The organism is Psychrobacter sp. AOP3-A1-26, from assembly GCF_052378235.1.
In the GTDB taxonomy this organism is placed as follows: domain Bacteria; phylum Pseudomonadota; class Gammaproteobacteria; order Pseudomonadales; family Moraxellaceae; genus Psychrobacter.
In genome coordinates this window covers 1-23,697 of sequence record NZ_JBQSXN010000014.1, presented here as the reverse complement: position 1 = coordinate 23,697, position 23,697 = coordinate 1, and the positions used below count along the sequence as shown (strand labels likewise).

The 23,697-nt window shown below is 44.1% G+C and carries 14 protein-coding genes; 3 read left to right on the top strand and 11 right to left on the bottom strand.

All coding sequences use genetic code 11. The features are described from left to right. Positions 1-10 precede the first annotated feature (10 nt). Entirely contained in the window at positions 11-1,963 is a 1,953-nt protein-coding gene (locus tag ACT3TU_RS04215; RefSeq protein WP_193011456.1) for an AMP-binding protein, read from the top strand. 245 nt (positions 1,964-2,208) lie between these two features. On the opposite strand, the gene dhbA is transcribed toward ACT3TU_RS04215, so the two are convergent. From dhbA to ACT3TU_RS04180, 7 genes are all read right to left on the bottom strand, one after another. Further along, entirely contained in the window at positions 2,209-2,967 is a 759-nt protein-coding gene (gene dhbA, locus ACT3TU_RS04210) for a 2,3-dihydro-2,3-dihydroxybenzoate dehydrogenase (RefSeq protein WP_193011455.1), read from the bottom strand. Between the two features lie 30 nt (positions 2,968-2,997). Next, positions 2,998-4,161: an isochorismate synthase gene (locus ACT3TU_RS04205; protein WP_442065673.1), complete on the bottom strand. Its 1,164-nt coding sequence runs from the start codon at positions 4,159-4,161 to the stop codon at positions 2,998-3,000. 126 nt (positions 4,162-4,287) lie between these two features. Further along, positions 4,288-5,145 carry a 4'-phosphopantetheinyl transferase family protein gene (locus ACT3TU_RS04200; protein ID WP_193011453.1) on the bottom strand — a complete coding sequence of 286 codons (858 nt, stop codon included), beginning with the start codon at positions 5,143-5,145 and terminating at the stop codon, positions 4,288-4,290. Further along, positions 5,120-5,890 carry a thioesterase II family protein gene (locus ACT3TU_RS04195; RefSeq protein ID WP_404816099.1) on the bottom strand — a complete coding sequence of 257 codons (771 nt, stop codon included), beginning with the start codon at positions 5,888-5,890 and terminating at the stop codon, positions 5,120-5,122. The genes ACT3TU_RS04200 and ACT3TU_RS04195 overlap by 26 nt, the downstream gene beginning before the upstream one ends. Positions 5,891-6,047: 157 nt before the next feature. Next, positions 6,048-7,631, bottom strand: a complete 1,584-nt coding sequence (locus ACT3TU_RS04190; RefSeq protein WP_444784068.1) for an ATP-binding cassette domain-containing protein — start codon at positions 7,629-7,631, stop codon at positions 6,048-6,050. Continuing rightward, positions 7,628-9,238, bottom strand: coding sequence for an ATP-binding cassette domain-containing protein (locus ACT3TU_RS04185; RefSeq protein WP_444784067.1), 1,611 nt, complete (start codon positions 9,236-9,238; stop codon positions 7,628-7,630). Before ACT3TU_RS04185 ends, ACT3TU_RS04190 begins: the two co-directional genes overlap by 4 nt. 177 nt (positions 9,239-9,415) lie before the next feature. Continuing rightward, positions 9,416-10,555: a histidine decarboxylase gene (locus ACT3TU_RS04180; RefSeq protein WP_225735153.1), complete on the bottom strand. Its 1,140-nt coding sequence runs from the start codon at positions 10,553-10,555 to the stop codon at positions 9,416-9,418. A gap of 464 nt (positions 10,556-11,019) precedes the next feature. Between ACT3TU_RS04180 and ACT3TU_RS04175 the strand changes: the two genes are divergently transcribed. After that, positions 11,020-13,125: a condensation domain-containing protein gene (locus ACT3TU_RS04175; RefSeq protein WP_318779289.1), complete on the top strand. Its 2,106-nt coding sequence runs from the start codon at positions 11,020-11,022 to the stop codon at positions 13,123-13,125. A 1,203-nt stretch (positions 13,126-14,328) separates the two neighbouring features. On the opposite strand, the gene ppc is transcribed toward ACT3TU_RS04175, so the two are convergent. The 4 genes from ppc to ACT3TU_RS04155 form a co-directional block, all read right to left on the bottom strand. Continuing rightward, entirely contained in the window at positions 14,329-17,109 is a 2,781-nt protein-coding gene (ppc, locus tag ACT3TU_RS04170; RefSeq protein WP_192523312.1) for a phosphoenolpyruvate carboxylase, read from the bottom strand. 268 nt (positions 17,110-17,377) lie between these two features. Beyond that, positions 17,378-18,520 carry an FMN-dependent L-lactate dehydrogenase LldD gene (gene lldD, locus ACT3TU_RS04165; protein ID WP_192523311.1) on the bottom strand — a complete coding sequence of 381 codons (1,143 nt, stop codon included), beginning with the start codon at positions 18,518-18,520 and terminating at the stop codon, positions 17,378-17,380. A gap of 66 nt (positions 18,521-18,586) precedes the next feature. Next, positions 18,587-20,308 (bottom strand): D-lactate dehydrogenase, encoded by a 1,722-nt coding sequence (gene dld / locus ACT3TU_RS04160; RefSeq protein WP_192523329.1) that lies wholly within the window; start codon positions 20,306-20,308, stop codon positions 18,587-18,589. Positions 20,309-20,355: 47 nt separating this feature from the next. Beyond that, complete coding sequence (locus ACT3TU_RS04155) at positions 20,356-22,062, bottom strand: L-lactate permease (protein WP_192523310.1); 1,707 nt, start codon at positions 22,060-22,062, stop codon at positions 20,356-20,358. 297 nt (positions 22,063-22,359) lie between these two features. Here ACT3TU_RS04155 and ACT3TU_RS04150 point away from each other — a divergent pair, with 297 nt between their 5' ends. Next, on the top strand, positions 22,360-23,265 hold the full coding sequence (locus tag ACT3TU_RS04150; RefSeq protein ID WP_444784066.1) for a LysR family transcriptional regulator: 906 nt from the start codon (positions 22,360-22,362) through the stop codon (positions 23,263-23,265). Positions 23,266-23,697 lie beyond the last annotated feature (432 nt).

Below are 23,697 nucleotides of genomic sequence, written 5' to 3'. Positions count from 1 at the left end.
GTAAAAGGATATGAAGAACGTGAGTGATGACCATTTAGAGGGTGTTTGTACGCCCAACTATACTCCCAACCAAGATGCTGCATTTGCAAACGTCGTATTGCATGACTATCTTGATGCGATTAGGACCAATGTATTGGTCACACCGCCAAATAAGACCGCGCTTATTTTTGCTGATCAATCGATCAGCTATCATGAGGTGGGGCATCATGTGGCAGTAATAATGGCCATATTTAGGCAGCAAGGCATTCGTGCTGGGTCTGTTGTGGCCATTTGTTTGCATAAAAGCCCTGAACATATCTATATCACGATTGCATGTGCTTTAATGGGTATCGTTTGGTTGCCTATTGATATCCAAGCACCGCGCTCAAGGATTGACTACTTACTGACCAACAGTCGCGCCGACTTTGTCGTCAGTCAGGGGCCACTATCGCCGCTATCTGGTATTCAAATAACGACCATTAATATCGATACCGCGCGCGGTCATAACGACCTGATAGATCCGCTTGACTGGTCTTGCACCTATGATTTAAGCCGTCGCCCTGCTTACTATCTCTATACTTCGGGCAGCACAGGAAAACCAAAATGTGTGGTCTTAAACAATCAGGCAACTGCCAATGTCTTGCAACAAACCATAGCACACTGGGATATCACTCATAACGATGTCTTTATGGCTATCACGCCTTTTCATCATGACATGTCTGTATTCGATATTTTTGCGCCCCTGTCCGTTGGTGCGACGCTGGTCATCCCAACTACCGAGCAGCAAAAAGATGCGGGTGCATGGGCAACATTGATCGCCAAACATCACATCACACTGTGGTGTAGCGTGCCTGCCATTGTCGATATGTTACTGACGGCGAGCGGTCATGATCAAATCAAGACCCTGCGCTTCATTGCCCAAGGTGGTGACTATATCAATCCATCTATGGTTGCCCTGCTCAAACAAACCTTGCCTCAAGCGCGGCTGTTTTCTTTAGGCGGGCCGACAGAAACCACCATTTGGAGTATTTGGCATGAAATCCTTGACGACGATCAACACATCATTCCATATGGGAAGGCCTTAGCACACAACCAGTATCACATTCTAAATGAGCAGCACGCGCCTTGTGAGGCTGGTACTATCGGCACCATGTATATGTCTGGCATCAATTTATCAAATGGCTACTTATTGGATGGAGAGACACATCACAATGACTTTGTGCCTATTGAAACGATAAATGGCGGTGTGGTCATGGCCTTTAAGATGAGTGATTTGGGTTATTATCGAGATGATGGTGCAATCATATTTTCAGGACGCAAGGCAGGCTATCTCAAGGTCAAAGGCGTACGCATTGCAGCATCTGAAGTTGAAAATTCATTATCTAGCCATCCTGCCATTCATCATGCCGTAGTGATCAGTTGCACAAACCCTACCACCGATATCAATGAGCTGGTGGCGCTTTATACCATCGACAATATCGACAATACGCATGACATAAGCAATACCAACCGCGTGTCCAAGCAACAGCTGGGCGCTGTTGATCTAAGAGTCTATCTAAAAGATCAGCTACCAAGCTCGCACATTCCCTCTAAGTTTTTATTAATAGACGACATACCGCTGACAGCGAACCACAAAGTCGATCGCAACAAGCTATTAAGCCTAGCACAGGAACGATTATCTATAGCGCCAACATCTGTAATAATGCCTGTCACAGCGGGCATACCCACTGATCCCAGCCTGTCAGCAGAAGTGATTGATACCATCTTGACCTTATTCAAAAGCCATCTACCCGAGCATCAAACGCAAATGCTGAGGGGCGATACGCAACTGTTTGCTTTAAACCTAAAACCCAAACAGTTGATGACCATTGCCACACAGCTGTCACAGCAGCTGAATGTCTCACTTGATTTTTATTCACTGGTGGCCTGTAAAACACTGGGTGAGGTAATGACAAAAGTACAGCTTGCTTTAGACCGTCCATAAAGCTGCGCTACATAAAGAGGATCTAAAAAGGGTTTACCGCAGTAAACCTTTTTTAGATCCTCTTTATCTTTTTTATGTCTTTTTTAAGTGCTCATATAGTCTATCCATTTTAAAAAGAGTACGGTTCTACTGGGGTAAATTGTACGAAGCATCTGTCACGCTTGCGAACAGCCAGCGAGGAAAATTTATACCAGTAGAACATGATGACCGTACCACTTTTATTTTGGATTAACTATACCACCGTGCTAGCACCCTAACGTCGCACCACCATCCACCACCAGATCCTGCATGGTGATGTGTGACGATTGATCGCTTATAAAAAACATGATCGCGTTGGTGATGTCTTTAACCTGCGCTATTTTTTGTAGCGGTATGCCAAGTTTATACTGTTGAAGACTGCCTGTAATGGTGGTTTGCTCGCCATTGTCATCTGTCCATAGCTGCGTTTGCATCGCCGTCCCCGTGGATCCTGGTGACACCACATTGGCTCTGACACCATATTCAGCCAGCTCTAATGCGACGGTCTTTGTGAAGTAAGTCAGCGCCGCTTTTGATGCTCCGTAGGCAGACATATTGATACGCGGCATCGTGGCGGCATTGGATGACACCACAACGATACTGCCACTGCGTTTTTCTTTAAAATAAGGCGTCAATTTTTGGCAGAAGTGAAAGCAAGAAAACACATTTACCGCAAAGGTATCCAGCCAATCTGTCGATGGTATATCATCGTGCTGTCCCAAATGTAGGACACCTGCAACATGAATGAAATAGTCAGGAGGACTGACCGTTAATAGTGTCTCGCATAAATGTACAATCTGTTGTTCATCTCGAATATCGCAAATGTGTACCTGCTGTTGTAGTGCAGCGGGCAGTTTGTCTTTGGTCTTATCGATACCGATGACCTCAACATCCTCATCTAACAGGCGCTGCATCACATCTGCGCCAATGCCTTGATTGACGCCCACCAGCCACGCGGTTTTTTTTGTCACAGTGTGGTTTGTCATCATGCTGCTCCTTAAGTGGGTTTGAGTGGTTTACGCGCTGGTGTCACAGAGGCGTAGTATGGTTTTCATTTTGTCTTCTGTCTCACGCCACTCCGACTCTGGGTCAGACCCTTCGACGATACCAGCACCCGCATACAATCGTAATTTTTTATCATTCAGTAGCCCGCAACGAATGGTGACGACCCACTCGCCATTGCCTTCTGCATCCATCCAGCCCACCAAGCCTGTGTAATAGCCGCGCTCATACCCTTCATGCTGCAATATAAAATCTTTGGCCAATTGCGTTGGTGTACCACACACTGCGGGGGTTGGGTGTAGTTTTAATGCCAAGCTCAAAGCGTTGGGCGCCGCTTTTTTTAGTGTGCCTTGTAATGTTGAGGACAAATGAAACATGGTCGAGGTTTCAAGCACTTCTGGAAACTCAGACATACTCAGCGTCACACAGTCTGCCACCAGGTTGCGCGATATATTTTCGACAACGATTTTATGCTCGTGCTGATCCTTGATCGACTCATGCAAGGCTCGTTGGTTTCTTTGATTGTGCTCTAAGCTATCACGCTTGGGTCTAGAACCCGCTAGAGGATTGCTCTTAACGAGTCGATCATTTTTAGACAATAGTAACTCTGGGCTCGCCCCTAGTAGGTACTGCTGATTGTCTACGGGGATTACAAAGTTATAAGCGGTTGGGTTCTTATCTAGCAAGGCGTCTAAATAAAAGGCTAGGTTCTGCGACTCATCAAAACTAACATCCACTGCTTGTGACAGTACTATTTTTGTTAGCTCTGTATTTTTGAAAGTCTCTAACGCATAGTTGACGGTTTTTTTAAACTTATCTTGATCCACCAGTAAAGTTTTGTTCTTGATGTGCGTCTCGTTTTTTATCAGATCAGCTTTCAGATCAGATTTTTTGGTTTTTTTGTCCGACTTATCGTAGTCACTATAAAAATTTAATACCGCGTCATTTCTGATATCAAAAGGAATAGCAGCAATTAAGATTGGATTTTTATCGCCATTATTTTTCATCTCTTTAAAACGATCAGCAATACGCTGATTAAAATGCACCGTATCTGCTGCAGGTGTCATTAGCGTCTGCGAAAAATGCTTGCCGATCAGGTGATACTCCTTTGTGGAAAAGCAGGCAGAATATGATTCATGATTCGTCGGTGTTTCTAAATAGTGTTGTAAAGACATAATTGATATCTCACTGTGGTTATTGATGCATCGATCATTATTGCTACTTATTTTTCTTAAATATTAATAATAGTAATTTTGATAATCATTATCATTTGTAAATTATAGGCGGTACTTGTTTTGATATCTCTAGGATAGAGAGCAGATGGTGATGATATGCTGCCCTGTCATCACCCATTGCACCTGCATCACCGTTTGGGTCAGTCCGTTTGCTTGTACCTTCTGCGTGCCATCAATGATGGTAAAAGTCATAACCTCACCAGACACGCCTATATACTCAAACGCTAAAAAACTCAGTAATATATTGTATTTGGCGTATATCGCCTTAATGAGACTCTCTTTAGCAGAAAATATCATTAAATAGATATAATGATTTGGATGTATGCCACACAAATACTCTAGCAGTGTCATAGTTTCTTGATGATTTAAAAAAGCATGATTATTTAAACAAGCATAGTGCTGAGGCTCAGCACGATCAAAGCAAACCTGATGCTCAAAACAGACATTGTTTATTTTGGCCTCAATATCCACCCCTATAGCACTACAATTCTGCATAGATGATTGCCGATAAGCGCAGCAGATCGCCGTACACGATGTTTTGTCACCTGTGTGGCTAATGCTTCCCGTCATGCCATCTGGCCATAGCGGCTCGCCATACTTTCCTTTTAATACGGTAAAATGGGCCAAGCCCAACGCCTGTAAGGCAAGCTTTGCCGCCAAGCGCCCTGTCAAAAAATCCAGCTTTCGCTTTGTGGATACGCGGGTTACTGCCTCTGGTAAGTCAATATCAAAACAAGCATACGCCGCCTCTATCGCAAAATTGGCGGTCAATACACTCACAGACAGCTGATGTATTTGGTGATGCGCGAGCACTATGGTGTGATACGTCAGCCGAATATGCTGTTGTATGTCACTCAGCGCCCGCGCATCTTGTGCCAATAAAGCACTGGTGTCCGATACCTCACGCTTTATGGTGTGGTAACGCATACAGCAAACCCTCCTCTATTTTTTTTAGCATTTGCGCACGCGATGACGGATTTAAAAAATAAAAATGATCGCCTGTCAGTGCATGACACCCCAAAAAAACCTCAGAATGCGCCTGCCACGCTTGCATCATCGCCTCGTCTTCGATATCTGGATCATCAATACCATAAAATACAATTAAAGGCGCGGTTAAGGGCGCAGGTGTATTGGTTACCTGCTGACAGATAAGCTGGTTACTGACAGAAAAATCATTACGAATAATGGTCAAGAAATAGTTCAGCGCTGCTGTATTTTGTAAAATCTCAGATGGAAAATTATTATAATGCGTCAGTTTTTCGATAATCTCATCATCCGTTAAGTGCTGCCTGCCACAGATATGTTGTAAATATTGCGGCGTTGGGCGACTGCTGACCACCACCAATGCCAGCAATCCAAGCGCATCCTGTGTGCGCAGATGATCGATCACCGTCCACAACAAAGCGCCACCGACACTATGTCCAAATAAAATATAAGGCATGTCTTTATAGGACATAATCGTCTGAGCAATGTCTGCCGCCAATACATTTGGATCATTAACCAAGGGTTGCCCCGATCTGCTACCATGCCCCGGATACTCTATCGGTATGACTTTTATATGGCGATGTTCACAGGTCTTGGCCATTATCGGCTGCCATGCGCGATAGATCGCAGAGCTGCTGCCGGCTGGTGGCAGACAAAACAGGTGATAACAGTTATTCATTGACGTCATATTTACCCAGCTTTATATCTCTATGTTTCATCATCTATAGTGTCTGTGTTCAAATAAAGAAGCGAATACAGTAGCGAACCGCACAAAAGAAAAATAACTTTTAATCAGGCGGTTTTATAGCAGCGTCTCTTTTTATTTATATTCGACTATATCAGACCTATAAGGCGATAGATTGTGTCGGCTGCCAGATCGTCGCATCACGATGTGTCACAAAAACCACCGTAGCAGACAAGGCGCGAATGCTATCGGCAATACCTTTTTCGATTTGTTCATCTAAAGCTGATGTCGCTTCATCTAATACTAAAATGGGCGCTTTTTTGAGTAATGCGCGTGCCAGTGCGACGCGTTGACGCTCTCCTCCTGATAAAGCCGCGCCTTGCTGACCCACGGACTGATGTATCCCCTCAGGGGTACGATCAATCACAGACTCCAGCCTCATTTTTCGGGCAATGCTGTCAATCTCAACGTCTGATGCTTGCGGATTGCCAATACGGATATTTTCAGCCAGAGTGCCTGTAAATACGATGGGATCTTGAGGGACATAGGCGATATGCGCCGCCAGATCTTCATATGCCATGTCACTGATCTTTACGCCGCCGAGCAAAATATGACCGTGTTCAGGGTCATCAAAGCGCATCAATAACTCAAGCAAGGTGCTCTTACCGCTGCCGCTCACACCCGTGACCCACACTCGATTGCCTTCTGGAATGTCAATATTGATGTCTTTTAAGACGGGTGCATGACTTACCTGACGTATACTTAGCTGATAGTCAGCAGTAGCAGATTTGAAAAGGGCAGGCTCAGGCAGCGTTGGTGTATTGATCGCCTGCTGATAATTCTGTAAAGAGGCTTTTAAATCATTAATACCCAAACCTGCCACAGCCAGTTCATCAAGTGGGGCGGCTGCACGACCGACCAAAACCAGTACCGCCAAGATCATTACCGCACTACTGCCACCTGTGATAATGAGGTAAGCGGCCATACCAGCTATAGGTAACACGGTAGCTAGGTTTGAGACAAACACAGCCATGGCGGCAGCGTGGTTGGTGCTTTTTAAGGTATCTTCTTGAATACACCAGCGCTGCTCAATACGGGCGATGGCGCGTTTGGGCCCTGCCGCTGTTCTTAATAACTCCATATGATCTACCAATTCAAGCGTGGCTTCTGCGGTGCTGGCTTCTGCCTTATGCCGATTGTTATCAGCACGACTTAGCGCCCGCTGTGATAAAAATTGGACGATCAGAGACAATATCAATAGCGCTGCCGCCACTAATGCCAGCGTCAACCCTGCAACCATGCCAATCCCAAAGATTAAAAATAAGGGGATACAGGGCGCATGCAAGAACTTTTGCAGCTGATGCGCGGGGATACTCATAAATCCTGGTATACCTTGACCAGCAATGGTTGCAACCTGAGCACGATGCTCATTGGTAAACCAAGACAGCTTGGTACGCGAGAGAGCTTGACCCAGCGCCGCGTACAAGTCGCCCGCCAGTCGCACACCAGTTAAGTAACCTGAACGATTGACCAATACGGTAGCAAAAATGGCGGCACAAGCGGTGACTAAGACCCATTTGGGTGACCATTGATTGACAATACCTAGTGCCAGCGCGGTATAAGCAATGGCTTCTAAGACAGCAACCGCTATCCAGCCTACCCCTACTGTCATCAATCGTCTACGCGCAATCGCTGGCAATGACGGTGTCGGCTTTTTGTGTGGTGTGTCTAGGGTAATACTCATGACAAGCGCTCCAGATCAGTATTGGGTATCAGCTCTAGTCGAGCATCTGTTTGATCGGCCAATGCCTTATCATGCGTCACCATAATGATGGTCTTTTCTTGATTGTGTGCTTCATCTAGCAAGGCTGTTAGCACTTTTGTAATCCTCGCGTGATCCAAAGCGCTGGTGGGTTCATCAAGTAGAATGATAGGTGCTGATGATAAAAATACGCTGGCAAGACCGATACGCTGACGTTCGCCGCCTGAGAGCGACTGAGCATCGGCGCTCAGATCCACGCTCAGCTGAGCGCACTCTAGTGCCGCGTTAAGCGCGTGATCTGTAGCATTCGGGGCAAATAGTAGTAGGTTGTCTTTGACGGTTGCAGGCAGCACATCACCCCCTTGCGGTACGAACAATACGGCATTATGTCTGGTGTATTCATCCAGCTTGGCTATGTTTATGTTTGCCAGCTGCACCTGTCCGGCGTGCAATGGCTCAAAGCCTGCCAATATGCGCAGCAGCGTCGTTTTACCCGCGCCGCTGGGCCCTGTGATGGCAGTGACGGCATTTGTCTTAAACGTATGCGTCAGCCCGTCAATAATCTGGACATTATTGATCACCATCTCAGCGTCTGTAATTTTTAGCGTGAACGGCGCTGATAGCTGCGTTATTTGACCCTTGGGTAATATGGGTTGTTGTAATAATGCAATCAGCCGACTTGCCGCGGCTTTACCAGCACCAACATAATCCAGCCCATGCCCCAGACGTAACGCGGGACTGACCACGGCGAGACTGAAAAACAAGATCGTGGCTAGCACTGAGGTGTCGTAGTCATAAGCAATCAGATAAGCAATCGCAAATGTCGCTACCGCTTGTAGTAGTGCCACGGCCATACCTGCGAGCGTCGCCACTTTACTCACCCACATGACCAAGCTGTCTGTAAAGCGCTTGGTGGCATCATGATAAGCAGCCAGCGCCCCCGACTGTTGACCGTAGATACGATTGACGCGGATACCACGTGCATAGTCATCTACAGCGGAGATAACCTCGCCCACCACCTGCATGCGCGCAGCACCATCACGCGCTGTCACGCGCGGCACAATGACTAGATAATATAAAGACGCGATCACACCTGGCAGTAAGACCCACAGCGCCACAGCGCCTGCCACACTCACCAATATAACAATAGATACCAGCGGTAAAATCGCAAAGCTTGTCACCTCTGAGGGCAGATGCGCCACCATATGATGCAGCGTCGCAATATCTTCTGACACCAAGCGCCGCAAGGACTGATCGCCTTGCTTGGATAATGTGCTGGCAGGCAATCGGGTCACGTGATTGGCCACTTGCCGCCGCAATCTTGCAGAAAACGCCGCTTCTGCATCATGAGCCAGCGCCGAGGCGGCGGCGGCAAACAAAGCACCTAGCAACCACAGCCCCACAGCCGCAATCACCCACGGTAATGCGATATCATCGATTAATTTGACCAAGCACCACAGCGCCCCAAGCATGGCCAGACCAGATAAGGACGAGGACAGAACGCCAATAGAGAGCTTGGGGAGTGCAGGACGTAAAGCAGGCATGATTACAGGGTCAGTCATCAAGCTGCGCAATGTTAACTTGCTCATTGATTTCTCCGATGACCGCGGTTGGTTTGTTCCATAAATTAAATCCAGCGCGCTTATTTACCAATATGATTGGTTGTCAGCATGATTAGAAAAAGGTAGCGGTCAATAGGTTTGATCGCTTTGCACTCAAGGTTAGGTAGAGCAGTGATATTAAGATTAAGTGGTACTAAGACCGCATTAGCTGAGCTGTAAACGCTCTTGTAAGCTTGCGACCACATCTTTAATCAAAGCATCAATCTTATGACTGTCTTTATGATGTGCGGTCGCAATCAGATGGGCATGACCCTCAGAAACAGCAAGGCTATGCTTTTTCCACACTGCCTCAGCGGGGCACGGAAACACCACAGTGATAGAGTTGGGGTTGCGCCATGCATCAACCCCGGCTGCTTGGAATTGATCAACCGCGTATTGAGCCATTTTCAGACAGCGTTGAATACGTTGCTGCCACTGCTGTGCTGAACGATTATGAATAGCCGCCCACATAAATAGTACGGAGTGACCATTTCGAGAGCCACTAATGGTTTGATCGCGGGCGCAGATATAGTCGATATCCACGGCGATACGATCAACGTTTTTACGCTTTGCCACCACAATACCGCATGGCACAGGCGAGCCAATCATTTTATGTCCAGACACACTGATAGAGTCGATACCATCGCCAAATGAAAATGGCTGCGGACAGTCCACAAAAGGCAAAATCATACCGCTGAGCGCCGCATCTGCATGCAAATAGTAGTCCTGACGACGGATGCCAACGTGCTCTAATTGCTGTTGAATGATTTTTATATTGTCTACCGCCCCTGACATGGTCGTACCAATATTGGCGAAGATGATAGGGTTTTTGTCCCCATTGCGCTGCACCTGATGAATCAAATCATCGTAATCGATTTCACCATTTTCTAAAGACGCAATAACACACGACTTCATACGCAGCAGTTTGGCAATCTTTAAGACTGAATAATGCGTCTCTTTGGAGTAGTACAACGTGGCATGGGGAAACAGCTCTCTTGCTAAATAGCAGCAGAACATGTTCCCTTCTGTCCCACCATTAGTGACATAGCCCCAGCTGTCCTTAAAAGGTATTTGAAACAAATCGGCATAGTAATTCATCACCTCTTTTTCAAATGCAAATGAGTTCAGCGCATAGTTACTGGGTGCGTCCCAGTCGCCGCAGTTATTGAGGGAAAAATTAAAAAATCGATACAAAGCAGAATAGTCGAAGTCTGCAGATTCAGGATAGCCAACATTAAAATACTGATTTTTTAGGCAATAATGCCAAAAATCATTAAGACGTTCTTGACAAGTAACAGATAGCATCACATTCATTCCCACCAAAGATTGGGTTACATATGGGTGTTTTTTACGATTAAAAATTAAACTAAAGTAAGTTTAATTTTATTAGATACGTACTTACAGACCATTAGTCACCGCTGCATTTTTTTGTCAGTCAATTATAAGTAAAGGCTTTGGAGCCTTGTCATGAATAGGCTATTTGGGTATGGCTGAATTCACAATCTTGACAAGAGTTCTGATTATAATGATAATGATAATGATAATCAACCTCATTTAAGAATTAAGATTCTGATTGACCTATCAGCGCTTAGCACGCTGGTATATTTTGGTAGGTTTTATTTGTGCATACCCTCTTTACATATATACCTCTTAACACAAATGAGGTTTTTATTAATTTTTATTCAATAGGACAAATCATGTTGGCACAGAATTCTACAGCACACGTACAGCCGCCTATGCCAGTCAGCGACTACGAAGAACATATTTGGATGCTACAATTACAACAACCTGAACAGGTTATTCGACATAGTGAGGCTTGGCGGCTGAGTAGTGATATCGATGAGGGAATATTACGCCAAGCGATTAAAGACACTATCGAAGAGATACCTGATTTAAATGTCAGATATCGTTTTAGTGATGATGGAGACTTGTATAAATACCAATATGAACAATCTGAGTGCTGCTTACAGACGGCTAGCATGGCTATTACCGATATCCCTACCTATATATCCAAGCTCAAGGATATGCCATGGAATGCGGCGCTTAACCCACCTTTTGATTCATTTATTGTACATACTGAGTGCGATACTGTTCTTATATTGGCGCTGCATCCCATACTTGATGAGACCCATCAACTGGCAAATATTACTGGTATCATACAAAACCGCTATCATCAGCGGATGCCGCAGGATGCTACTCTGAGCTGGACAGCCATTGAAGCGCCAGTATCAACTCCCAACACACAAAAAAGCGCCTCAGAGCAGGCGCAAAATCAAGAAGTGCGTACTGCCATTATCCTTGGCGAATTTCGCGCTGCGCTGGCAGAGCCTGAGATGACGGCAACAGATGATTTCTTTGATTATGGCGGTCACTCCTTATTGGCCACTCGTATTATTGGCAAGCTTGCCCAGTCTCATGGTATTGACATTGGTTTTAACGATTTTTTTAAATCACCCTCAGCTGCCGCTCTTTCCAAGCATGTGAGCGTCAATACAACGGATCACACGACCGAAACACCAACAGCAGCGACTGACGCTACCGTCTTTCAAGAACAAGCTCCGCTGACATTGGCGCAGCAGTTTTTGTGGCATGCTTATACGGCCTATGAGTTTAGTCCGATATACAATCTACCCTTTGCTGTCGCTTTTTCTGAGGCGGTCGATGAACAGATTCTCTATCAAGCTTTTAGCGACATCATCAAACGTCATGCCAGTTTGCGTACGACCTTTCACACACAGAACGATGTAACGATACAGCGCATTGTGCCTGTCTCAGAGCTGGATAAATATCAATGGTTTTGGTTTAGTGAAGACAGTCAAGGCGTCACCCTAACTGATGAAGCCGATTATCAATTTGACCTCGCCTCTGAGTTGCCATTAAGAATTCGCTTTTTGCAAAGCCCAGCATCTGAACCACAAGTATTGTCCTTACTGATACATCATATGATTATTGATGAGTGGTCATTAAATACCATCATGGCAGACCTCTCTCAGGCTTATCTGTCTCGATCGCTGCATCAAGAGCCGCAGTGGAATACAAGCGCAGGCAATATCAATGATTTTTCCCTATTGCAACAGCTGCAAGGTATAAACCAACAACATGTCAATTATTGGACAGACAAGTTACGTGACGCTCCTAAGGGCTTTACGCCGCCTGACCCAGGTGCCACTATCACGTCAAATGAAGTATCAACCAACGCGCAATGCATAGAGCTGGATCTGGGTACAGCGGCCTATCAGACAATATCCGCCTTTGCTCGGCAACATGGTTCGTCCTTATTTGCGACTATATATACAGCGATTGCCTTGTCTTTACACAAGCAAAGTGGGTTAGATGATATCGTTATTGGTACGTCTGCCTCTGGCAGAACCGATGCCGAATTCTTCGATACGGTTGGTTATTTTACAACGATGGTCGCACATCGCATCCAATTCGATACTGAGCAATCAATTGAATCGCTACTCAACGATATTACGTTTACCATCAATGACTCTATGCGCTATGCAGACATTCCGATTGATATTATTCAAAAATCACTGGGAATGTCCCCTACCGATGGCTTACTCTTTGATGTCTATATACACATTCATTCAAATAATGCCTTAAATGGCGCGTTAACTGCTCCTAATAATAAAGCGATAAACTATCAACAAATACCACCGAAAAAAGATATCTCGATGTTTGGGTTACATTTTGAGATTATGGATGACGTATTTGAAGAAGATCAGCATGCTTTGCGCATAGTGACCACCTATCAACAAGACCGCTATTCTACGGCGCTGGTAGAGAGTATTTGTGATAAGGTCAGTCAGATATTAGAGATACTAAATACGACCAACGGCAGTGATTGTAAGCTCGGTCAAGTGCTACTCTGATGCGATTTAAGAGCGCAAATTTACACGCGATTTTTGATATATTGGTATATGCAAACTTCTTCATAATGGTGCTGTATTTTTCAATGCGATTGGCGATAAATTATATCAATCGCCCAGCTAAGGTCATTTGATTCTTTCTCGTTCGTTAAAGACGCAATACTCACTGTCCTTACAAGATCACTCCAAAATTTCTGAATTTAGAAGAACAGTGGCTAATATCGTAGAAGGCAAGGATTCTCGCTTGTTTGTGATATATAGCCTCTGCTCTATTTATCACTGTGATGCGGCCATTGAGTATACACAGCGCCTAAAATAGCTATCTGATAAAGTAAAACAAAAAATACTCATAGTCATGAGAAGCTACTTTGAAAAGCCGCGTACGATTCTTGGCTGGTTCATGAACTAATTTGCAATATACCTGTGCTATTCTTTTATTTTAATATGCCTCCTCGTGAACCTCATTTTAGGTAGCCATAAGTTAAATTGACGGTGCCCGATGATAAGTTCATGGGATTATAATTATATGATAAACCCTTATTAAGGTTGGTTGATGATCGATTAATTCTCATACATACTACCTATTCATAAAGTCATCTTCATCACCACTAATACAGTTACTAGCTGAGCTGTCTTAAGGAATTAATATAAAGAACTATCATTGATTCTATTGTATTTGTAATCAAGCTTAACGTATTAAACCATGTAGCTAGTTAACCCGTTTGATGAACTTGTTCTGCTCATCGTTGCTAAGCTTATTACCTTCATAATGCACATTAGGTGCAGAAGTATTCGCCACCAAGTGACAATCAGCTCAAAGTCAAAGCAATAACCCTTCTGGATGCCTATTACTCTATATCATTGATAAGAACCTATACAAGTTCTGACAATGCTCCTACTTGGCACCTCAGTAAGTCCAATTCTATATACACCTTATAGATGCTAATATTATAGCTAACTACGTTGTAATACGTTTTTGTTTAGAGTCACCAAAATAGCCCTCCAGATTAGTGAAACATTCATTGGTCTTTTCTCACATCTCTCGCTCTTCCTGAGATACCTTAATCTAAAGCATTGAGTTGATACCTTCCAAATTTGTTCGACCTTTATCCATTAGCTACATTGATAGAATGACTGACTCTAATATTACTGCTGACTTGAGTAAATCTAGCTAGCTCCGACATAGTCGGAGCGCTTCACCAACGATTATCCAGTATTACGCAGACCTGCTGCCAAGGCATTGATACTACGTATTAATGGGTCTTCAACGGCAAGGTTGCCATGGTTAACATCACCTGTCGCCTCTTTTTGTCTGGCACGCTTTAACAGCTCGATTTGGATATAGTTAGTTGGATCTAAATACGCATTTCGCCATTCAAGGGAAGCCGAAAGACTCTGCTGATGCGCCAATAACGATGTCTGATTAAGCAAAGCGTTTAAACCTGAATAGGTCAGCTCGTGCTCGTCAGTCACCGCTTTCATAATCTGTTCACGTAAAACCTCATCGTCACATAACTGGCTATAAGCCTGAGCAATACTCATATCAGATTTGGTAAACGCCATTTCAATATTGCTAATAAACACGTTAAAGAATGGCCAGCAGTCATTCATCTCCTTCATCAAATCTTCATCATCGATGACGCTATGTAAAGCACTGCCGACACCATACCAAGCAGGCAGTGTAAAGCGTGCTAATGACCAACCAAATACCCAAGGAATCGCGCGCAAGGTGGTCTTACTTGGCAGACCTTTGTTACGGTGCGCTGGACGTGAGCCGATATTTAATAAAGAGATTTCTGCTACTGGCGTTACTTGGGAGTAGAACTGATAAAACCCTTCAGTATGATCAGTCAGCTGACGATAACGCTGTTCCCCCGCATCGGCTAAACGTGCAAAGAGCGCTTCATAATTTGGCAATTCAGGCGGTTGCACCACAAACCTTGATGAGCAAGCTTTAAGCGTACCAGTGATGCCCATGGTGAGCTCAAATACCGCCGTATCAGTGTTGGCATATTTGGCATAAAGAACTTCGCCCTGCTCGGTTACTTTAATTTGTCCGTGCAGTGTCCCCGCAGGTTGCGCGGCAATCGCTTTATGTGTTGAGCCACCACCACGACTGACAGAGCCACCGCGACCATGAAACAAGCGGGTTTTGATACCATATTCATCAGCGATACGGTTAATGGTTTGCTGCGCGCTATAAAGCTGCCACGCAGAAGTAATAATGCCGCCATCTTTTGAAGAGTCTGAATAACCTAACATGATTTCTTGGGTGTTATCTGAGTGTTGTAGCAGCACTCGATATAGCGGGTTATCTAAAACGGCAGGTAGAATCTGATCGATATTTTTAAGGTCTTCGATGGTCTCAAACAACGGCGCAACGGGTAAGTCAGCAGATAACTGCCCCTTATCATCAATCTTACATAAGCCTGCAAAGCGCATCAGTAGTAAAACTTCTAATAATTGGCTGGCATTATTGGTCATCGAGATAACATAACTGCCAAAAGTGTCTTGTCCAACCAGTTTGCGTAATGTGGCCACCGAGTTCATCAAGGCCAATTGTTCGCGTGTTTTATCACTCAAGTTATCGGTGTAAATAAGCGGTGTGCCCGGCTTTTCAAGTAAGCGCGTGAGCCACTCTTGGCGCTCGGTTTCACTAAGGGTTTGATAGTCTGGCAAATTAGAGGCATTGGCAAAAATATCAGCTATCACCTCACTATGATAAGAGGACTCTTGACGAATATCGAGCGCTGCTAGATGAAAACCACAGGTTTTGACCAGACGAATCATATCTAGCAATAAGCCTTCGCCATGTGCCTTGTCGTGAGTATTGACACTTTTTCGGATGATGCGTAAATCTTCTAACAACTCTTGTGGGTTGGCGTAAGCATCATGGGCAGCTTCAGGATCTGTACCTTTGCTTTGAATGTGGCGATTGGTCGCTTTTATTTTGGCAAGGATAATCGATAACAATCTTCGGTACGGCTCATTACCGTAATCATCAAGATTATAATCAAAGACTCGTCTGTCGAGCTCAACGTAACTTTCAATCTTTGCATACACTTCAGGTTCGATAGTAACAATCGTATCGCTATGAATAAGCTGGCGACGTAGTTTCTTGAGCAGCACTTGATAATGGCGCAAAACAGCATTGGCATGCATCAATACGGCCATTTCTGTGGTGTCATGAGTGACAAAGGGATTACCGTCTCTATCGCCACCTATCCAAGAGCCAAAGCTCATGAACGCCGGTAATGGATAATCTGTTAGCTCAGGATAGATATCAACAATAGCGTCTTTAATATTGCGATAAACCTTAGGAATGGCGTTGAATAAACTGGCATTGAAATAGTGTAAACCATTATTTATCTCGTCATAGACCAAAGGCTTACGCGTCCGTACCTCATCCGATGACCATAACAAATCGATCGTTTGCGCCGTTTGTTCTTTTGCTTGCTGGTAGGCAAAACTGTTTTCAGGAAGATTGTTTAAAGCATCGCTATGCGTAAAGAGACTTTGTAATAGATTCATGGTCGTACGGCGGCGTGCTTCAGTCGGATGGGCGGTAAATACTGGGATGAACTTTAGTTGCTCAATGAGCTCTTGCATTTGGGCGGGTTCAATATTGCGTTCACGACACTCAAGGAGCGTACGACGAAACGATCCTTCCCAGCTGTGCTCTGATTGCATACGTAAGGCTTGACGCTGCTCGCGTAAGTAGTTTTCTTCACTTAGATTGGCTAAGAAGAAATAGATAGAAAAGCTGCGTATGACATTTTTTAAGGTTTGATTGTCTAACGAGGCGATGAAGTCGATGAGTTGTTGCTGGTTCGCGTCGTTAGGCGCGCGTCGTTGTTGAATAAAACCTTGGCGTAGGGTTTCAATCGTATGGAGCGTTTGTTCGCCGCTCTGGCGAGAAATCGCATCCCCTAGAAATGATCCTAATAAGCTAATGCGCTCACGTAATACGTCGTTATCTATAGTCATCCTTGATCTCCTGATCAAATTCATTAAAAATAGTCGTGCCGTCTTAAATGTAGGTTCTCTATGGTGTAAGCCACTTAACCTATTTATGTGGATCTTGAAGCTCTCCCTGCTCATCAGCCTATACGTTGCCAGCTCTATGTATTAATCATTTATTTTTTGGTGATACTGGGTCAGCCAATTCTCTAAGGTATATACGTCTATCCCTGGTAAGTCAAAAATATTATGAGTTTCACTCTTATGCTTGATGACTAAACTAACGGCTTTAAATTTAACTATCCAGTTTTGCCAAACAGTCAGAATTAATATCAGCAATTGTTTTGGCACCAGTCAAGGTCATCGCGACGCGCATCTCTTTATCTAGCAGTTCTAGCAAATTACTTACCCCTGCACTGCCATCCGCCGCTAAAGCATAGATAAAGGCGCGCCCTAGCATGCAAATATCGGCTCCCAAAGCCAACATACGCACAATATCTAAGCCATTGCGTATGCCAGAGTCGGCTAAGATTTTAATCTCTCCTTTAACCGTATCAGCAATAGGAGGCAGCGCCCGTGCACTGGATAAAACACCGTCCAGTTGTCGTCCACCATGATTGGATACGACTATACCGTCTGCCCCAAAACGCACCGCATCTTTGGCATCTTCTGGGTCCAAAATACCTTTGATGACCATAGGTCCATCCCAGTATTCCCGAATCCAATCTAAATCTTTCCAAGAAATGGAAGGATCAAAATTATTACCTAGCCAGCCTATATAATCTTCTAACCCTGTTGGCTTACCTAAATAAGTAGAGATATTGCCCAGATCGTGCGGACGGCCATTTAGCCCTACATCCCATGCCCATTGCGGATGCGTCACAGACTGGAAGTAACGGCGCATAGCGGCATTTTTACCGCTCATGCCAGAGTGCATATCTCGGTAGCGTGCCCCTGGTACCGGCATATCCACCGTAAAGACTAGAGTCGAACACCCCGCCGCTTTGGCACGTTCCAAGGCGTTTTTCATAAAGCCTCGGTCTTTTAATACATAAAGCTGAAACCACATTGGACGGATGATTTTAGGCGCCACTTCTTCAATCGGACAAACCGAAACCGTCGACATGGTAAACGGAATGCCTTTTTGATCGGCTGCCATAGCAGCTTGCACCTCCCCGCGACGTGCATACATACCTGTCAGACCCACGGGTGACAAAGCTACAGGCATAGATAGGGTTTCATTAAATAACTGCGTCTCTAAGCTCAGTTGTGACATATCATTCAGTACACGCTGCCTAAGGGCAATTTGTGATAAATCTTCAACATTACGTTTTAAGGTATATTCCTCATAAGCACCGCCATCTATGTAATGAAATAGAAAGGGTGGCAGTCGGCGCTTGGCAGCAGCCCTGTAGTCGTTTGGAGATGAAATAATCATATGCTTACCTTTTTTATCCTAAATTTGTACTCATGCTTCAGCATAAAGCTCAGCCCACACTAACTATTACACACAGCACGAGCAGTTGCGTTTATTTTTTGATGTTTTACCAATGCCAGGATTAAAGGTATTGGTTGGGTCTAAGCTTTTATAGAAGTTCCGCAAATCAGGTTCTGCTTCATATAAGTGCCCGACATTATGTTCAGCAGGATATTTTGCGCCACGTTGATTCAACAGCTCTAGCATCATCGTTTTCACATATTGAGCGTCACTACCCTTTTTCAAAATATAGTCTTGATGAAACACATAACAAAAGAAGTGTCCGTAATATAACTTCATTTCTAAATGCTGTGTAATTGCTTCAGGTAGGGTTTCAAGCCACTCTAATTCATTACGGGGTATAGCAATATCGAGCGCTAATATCTCGCCTACTTCTTTTTCATGGATGACCTCATATCTTAATGCTGCACCGGCGGCTGCGAAACGGTTCAAAAAGGCACTTTCTGACTCTTCTTTACTACATTCAAAATAGCTACCGCTTTTTGATGCCGCAAAAAATGACTGCAAAAATTCTTGTGCTTCCACTATCCCATCATCGCTCATTTTTATTATGAGGTGATGCTCGTACTTATCACGGTACGCCAGCATGCGCTCAGGTAAATGTTTTGGAAATAAGTTAGCTATAAACTGCATGACTTTATCGGTGAAATGCTTTGGCATCCACGACCACTTATGAAATTTAGCGTCAATAGCGCCTTTAATAGAGAATAATCTTGGTAAGGCATCTGTACCAAGATGCTTGATACTTAAAAAAGTGTCTTTACCGTATTTAGCGGATACATCAAATATATCGCGATGCATATATTCGCCAACTTCAGGAGTATTTTTGAAAGTTGATAGTATCTGCCTTCTTAACTGGGCAAGCTCGCTGACACTATTACTGCCTATATAGAAAGCTTTCTCTTTTGTAGCGGTTGGATAAGTATCTAGGCGTACTGCAAATACCGCCAACTTGCCCGCACAGCCACTGGCTTCATACAGTCGGCGCTTATCAGCATTAAAACGGCTTGGCGTACTTGCATCAATATCTTTTACTCTGGCGATATATTCTTTGTCTGATGCCATCTTGCCACTGTCAGGTAGCTTTCTCTTATCAAAATTACCATTTTGCAATCTCGTCAGTATTTCTTCCGGGGTATCCCCTAGCACCATATCTAGGTGGTTGACCAACACCAATTGACCTTGTTCGTTAATCTGCGCAAACAAAGCCAGCTCAGTGTAAGCAGGGCCTCTTTTCACCAAGGACCCTCCCGAGTTATTAGAAATACCACCAATAATAGACGCCCCTAAAGTCGAGGAACCAATGACCGAATGCGGCGCTCTATTCACCGCATTCAGCTGACTTTGTAATTGGTGTAGCGTCGCCCCAGCCAAACTGATTACTTGCTCATTATCATTTATCAAATATAATTGATCTATTGCCAGCGTATTAATGACCACCACAGGTCTATCATAGTCATTACCGCTTGGCGTTGAGCCTTCGGTTAGGCCTGTTTTTGCCGCTTGCATGATAATAATGCAGTTACCTTCAACGCATACTTCTAGGCAACGCCAAATCTCCAGCAAGGTTTGTGGAAACAAAACCGCTAAAGCGTTACCACCACCAGAGCGCCATCCCATTCTATAGTATTCGTTTTTCTCTAGATCAGCTTGAATATTGCGAGCGCTTAGTACGTCTGTGAGCTTATTAAGGACTTGATCAGGGCTGAGTATATCCTGAGAAGACATGTCTGCTGAAGAGATGCGACCCTCCTTATCTAGTGATGGTGTGTCATTCATGATGTTAGAGGACCTTGGTAACTAAAAATATAAATGGCGGCCATGACGATGATGCCACAGAACAACACATAATATAGAGTAGGTAAAATAGTACGCCGAAGCGTCGCGCCCTCCATTCCAAGTAAACCCACCGTTGCGGATGCAGCCACTACGTTGTGTATGGCAATCATATTACCCGCTGCCGCACCAACGGCTTGAGAGGCTATGATTAAAGAAGGTGAAATACGTAGGCTCATCGCCGCTTCATACTGAAATTGACTAAACATCATGTTAGAGACGGTATTAGAACCCGCGATAAAGGCTCCTAGTGCACCAATCGTAGAACTAATTAATGGAAAAGCGTTGCCAAAAGTACCCGCAAACAACTCAGCACTTGCGACTGGCATACTCGCCACATCGGATAAGTTGACCCCTGAATTGATAAAGATTCTGACCATCGGAATCGTAAAGACCAGTACAAACCCAGCCGCTAAGACCGTTTTGGTTGATTCTTTAAAGGCATTATTTAGTGCACTACCTGGTTGTTTGGTTTGCAGAGCAGCGGCAACCAAGGCGCTTATTATTAACAAGCCTCCAGGTAAGTACAGAGGACTAAAGCTAGCGCTTATATCTACCTCACCTAAAACAGACGTAAAATCTAACGTCGCAGTGGTTAGTAAGGATTCAAATCTAGCAAACACTCTTGAACAAACCAACAAAAGCGCAACGAGCAAATAAGGGAACCATGCCATAACCGCAGACATCTTTTTACTGGTTAAATCCAGCGTCACATCTTCCTTACTGACCACCAACTTACCCATCCATTCGCTTGGCCAGTTTTTTTGAGGTTCAAAGTCCCATGTCGTTTTTGGCACTAAGAACCCTCTTTTGGCAGCGTTTACAACAATGGCGATACTCACTAAACCCCCAACCAGTGAGGGAAACTCAGGCCCTAAAAAGACACCCGTTAAAATATAAGGAATCGTAAAGGCCAAACCGGCAAATATAGCAAATGGCCAAATAGCGAAGCCTTCTTTCCAGCTTTTATTTTTGCCAAAAAAACGTGTGAGCATCATCACCATAAAAAGGGGCATAAACGTCCCAATGACACCGTGAATCATAGCGACCTGACTGGTTATAAGCTGCAAAAAGCTATCCCACTGTAGCCCTTCTTGTGCAAGCCGAGCGCTAATGGCTGCGGTATCTAAGCCCTTACTTACCCCTATCACAATAGGCGTGCCGACTGCCCCAAAGGATACCGGTGTACTTTGTATCATCATTCCCATTAATACTGCACCCAGCGCCGGAAAGCCTATCGCCACCAGTAAAGGAGCGGCAATAGCGGCAGGTGTACCAAAACCAGAGGCGCCTTCAAGAAAGGTGCCAAAACACCAGGCAATAATAATGGCCTGAACCCGTCTATCTGGCGATACGTTGGTAAATCCAGCACGAATAACGGCAATGGCACCCGTATGCTTTAAGGTATTCAATAAAAAAATAGCCCCAAAGACTATCCACAATACCGAAACCGTAATGACCAAACCTTGAATGATGGATGAGGACACTCTAGTGAGCGTCATATCCCATATAAAAATAGCGAGCGCCGCGGTAACGGCTAAAACTATCGGCATTGTTTTTTTGGCTGACCATTGCAAGCCTATCAAAAAAATACCAGAGAGAACGATTGGCAGTAATGCCAGTAGGCCATATATTGTTTGATTCAAAATCATAACATCCTTTTTTATTGTTTAATCTTCCTTGAACCAAGTCATCAAAGCCTTATTTGGACAGCTATATGATGACTAAGTTGTATTAAATATTCACAAACAGGGACTGTTAATTTGCTAAAGCTGTCTTGCAGAAAAAACCGAGCACGACTTGCGACAGTTTTTGGCGCAATGTTCAAAACGTCCTAAAACAGTCTACGCCTTGTTAATTAATTGATATATTGCATCAATGGACAATGTCATTTTCTTTTTTTGCTATAATCTAACCCGTATTACACCAATTGGAGCACAAGTATGGTCAAAGCTGACGATATGGTTTTATTCGTCCAAGTTGTTGATGAAGGGTCGTTTTCTAAGGTCGCTGAAAAGATGTCATTAACCAATTCAGTAGTGAGCAAGCGCATTGCAAAACTAGAAAAAAACTTAAATACTCAGCTACTTTATAGAAGCACTAGAAAGTTGAGCTTAACCGATGCAGGGAGGACGCTGTATGACAAAGCTAAAATTGCTAAACTTGCCTTTCAAGAAGCAGAAGATGCGGTGGCGGGTTACGGTGAGGATATGAGAGGCACTATACGTATAACCATGCCTGTGGTCTCTGCGAATTTGATATTGAGCGAATCGATTGCCGAATTCTGTGAACAGCATCCTGAAATCTCAGTAGATTTACAAATTACCAATCGCTTGGTTGACTTGATAGAAGAAGGCTTTGATTTGGCAATAAGGACCGCTGAGCTTGAAGACTCATCGCTCATTGCAAGGCGCCTGATAGATAGCCAATGGGTGATATGTGCGACGCCAGATTATTTAAAGCAATATGGCATCCCTCAAACCCCTGAAGAATTACAGTATCATGAGTGTTTGGTCTATAAGTTTGATAATACCTCGAATAACATATGGCCCTTATATATAGATGGTACAGAGCAATTAATGCCTGTCCAAGGCCGGTTTTATAGCAATCATTTGAGTGCGATTAAACAAGCCACGCTTAGCGATTTAGGTGTCGCTTTTTTGCCCCAAGCGCTGGTCTATGAGGAAATACAGCAAAATACACTTACGCAGATTTTGCAACGGTTTACCCGAAAAAAACTGGGCATGTATGCGGTTTATCCTAAAGCTAGACAACCAGATCAAAAGTTAAAACTGCTCGTTGCACATTTGCGAGACTCATTACATCGGAAACAGGCTTACTATTGCTAAGTAATAGTAAGCCTGTTTCCGATGTACATAAGAGAATGAGTGAAATCAAAAAGCTAATAAGAGGCTGTTATTACTCGCGATATAGCTTGAGTAATTTAGGGGATCACGGTGTATTTGATACTGTACATTGAGAAAATTTTTATAAGAGATTGACTCGATATTAGATTTTGCTATACCAACCGAAATACTGATTCACTTATCAGCCGTATTAATAGTCTTAGGACTAAGAGAGTTACGCTGTAAAAAAAGAATACTTACTAAACTTAGCTTTTTTCTTCTCACCGGCGAAGAATCGCACTTCTTCTGCACTTAACAGCTCATTGGCTGAGTCTTCGTTGAATAACCGCAATAATCTCCGCATAATATGCATTGAATAGTATGGTTAATCACCGCATTAAATTTAGACATTACTTGTCATAAAGATTAATAAAC

Excerpts from the sequence above, each read along its gene's own strand:
- ACT3TU_RS04215 (WP_193011456.1), top strand. The coding sequence starts at position 11 with ATGAAGAACGTGAGTGATGACCATTTAGAGGGTGTTTGTACGCCCAAC.
- ACT3TU_RS04195 (WP_404816099.1), bottom strand. The coding sequence starts at position 5,890 with ATGACGTCAATGAATAACTGTTATCACCTGTTTTGTCTGCCACCAGCC.
- ACT3TU_RS04150 (WP_444784066.1), top strand. The coding sequence starts at position 22,360 with ATGGTCAAAGCTGACGATATGGTTTTATTCGTCCAAGTTGTTGATGAA.
- dhbA (WP_193011455.1), bottom strand. The coding sequence starts at position 2,967 with ATGACAAACCACACTGTGACAAAAAAAACCGCGTGGCTGGTGGGCGTC.
- ACT3TU_RS04185 (WP_444784067.1), bottom strand. The coding sequence starts at position 9,238 with ATGAGCAAGTTAACATTGCGCAGCTTGATGACTGACCCTGTAATCATG.
- dld (WP_192523329.1), bottom strand. The coding sequence starts at position 20,308 with ATGTCTTCTCAGGATATACTCAGCCCTGATCAAGTCCTTAATAAGCTC.
- ACT3TU_RS04190 (WP_444784068.1), bottom strand. The coding sequence starts at position 7,631 with ATGAGTATTACCCTAGACACACCACACAAAAAGCCGACACCGTCATTG.
- ACT3TU_RS04175 (WP_318779289.1), top strand. The coding sequence starts at position 11,020 with ATGCTACAATTACAACAACCTGAACAGGTTATTCGACATAGTGAGGCT.
- lldD (WP_192523311.1), bottom strand. The coding sequence starts at position 18,520 with ATGATTATTTCATCTCCAAACGACTACAGGGCTGCTGCCAAGCGCCGA.
- ppc (WP_192523312.1), bottom strand. The coding sequence starts at position 17,109 with ATGACTATAGATAACGACGTATTACGTGAGCGCATTAGCTTATTAGGA.
- ACT3TU_RS04180 (WP_225735153.1), bottom strand. The coding sequence starts at position 10,555 with ATGCTATCTGTTACTTGTCAAGAACGTCTTAATGATTTTTGGCATTAT.
- ACT3TU_RS04200 (WP_193011453.1), bottom strand. The coding sequence starts at position 5,145 with ATGCGTTACCACACCATAAAGCGTGAGGTATCGGACACCAGTGCTTTA.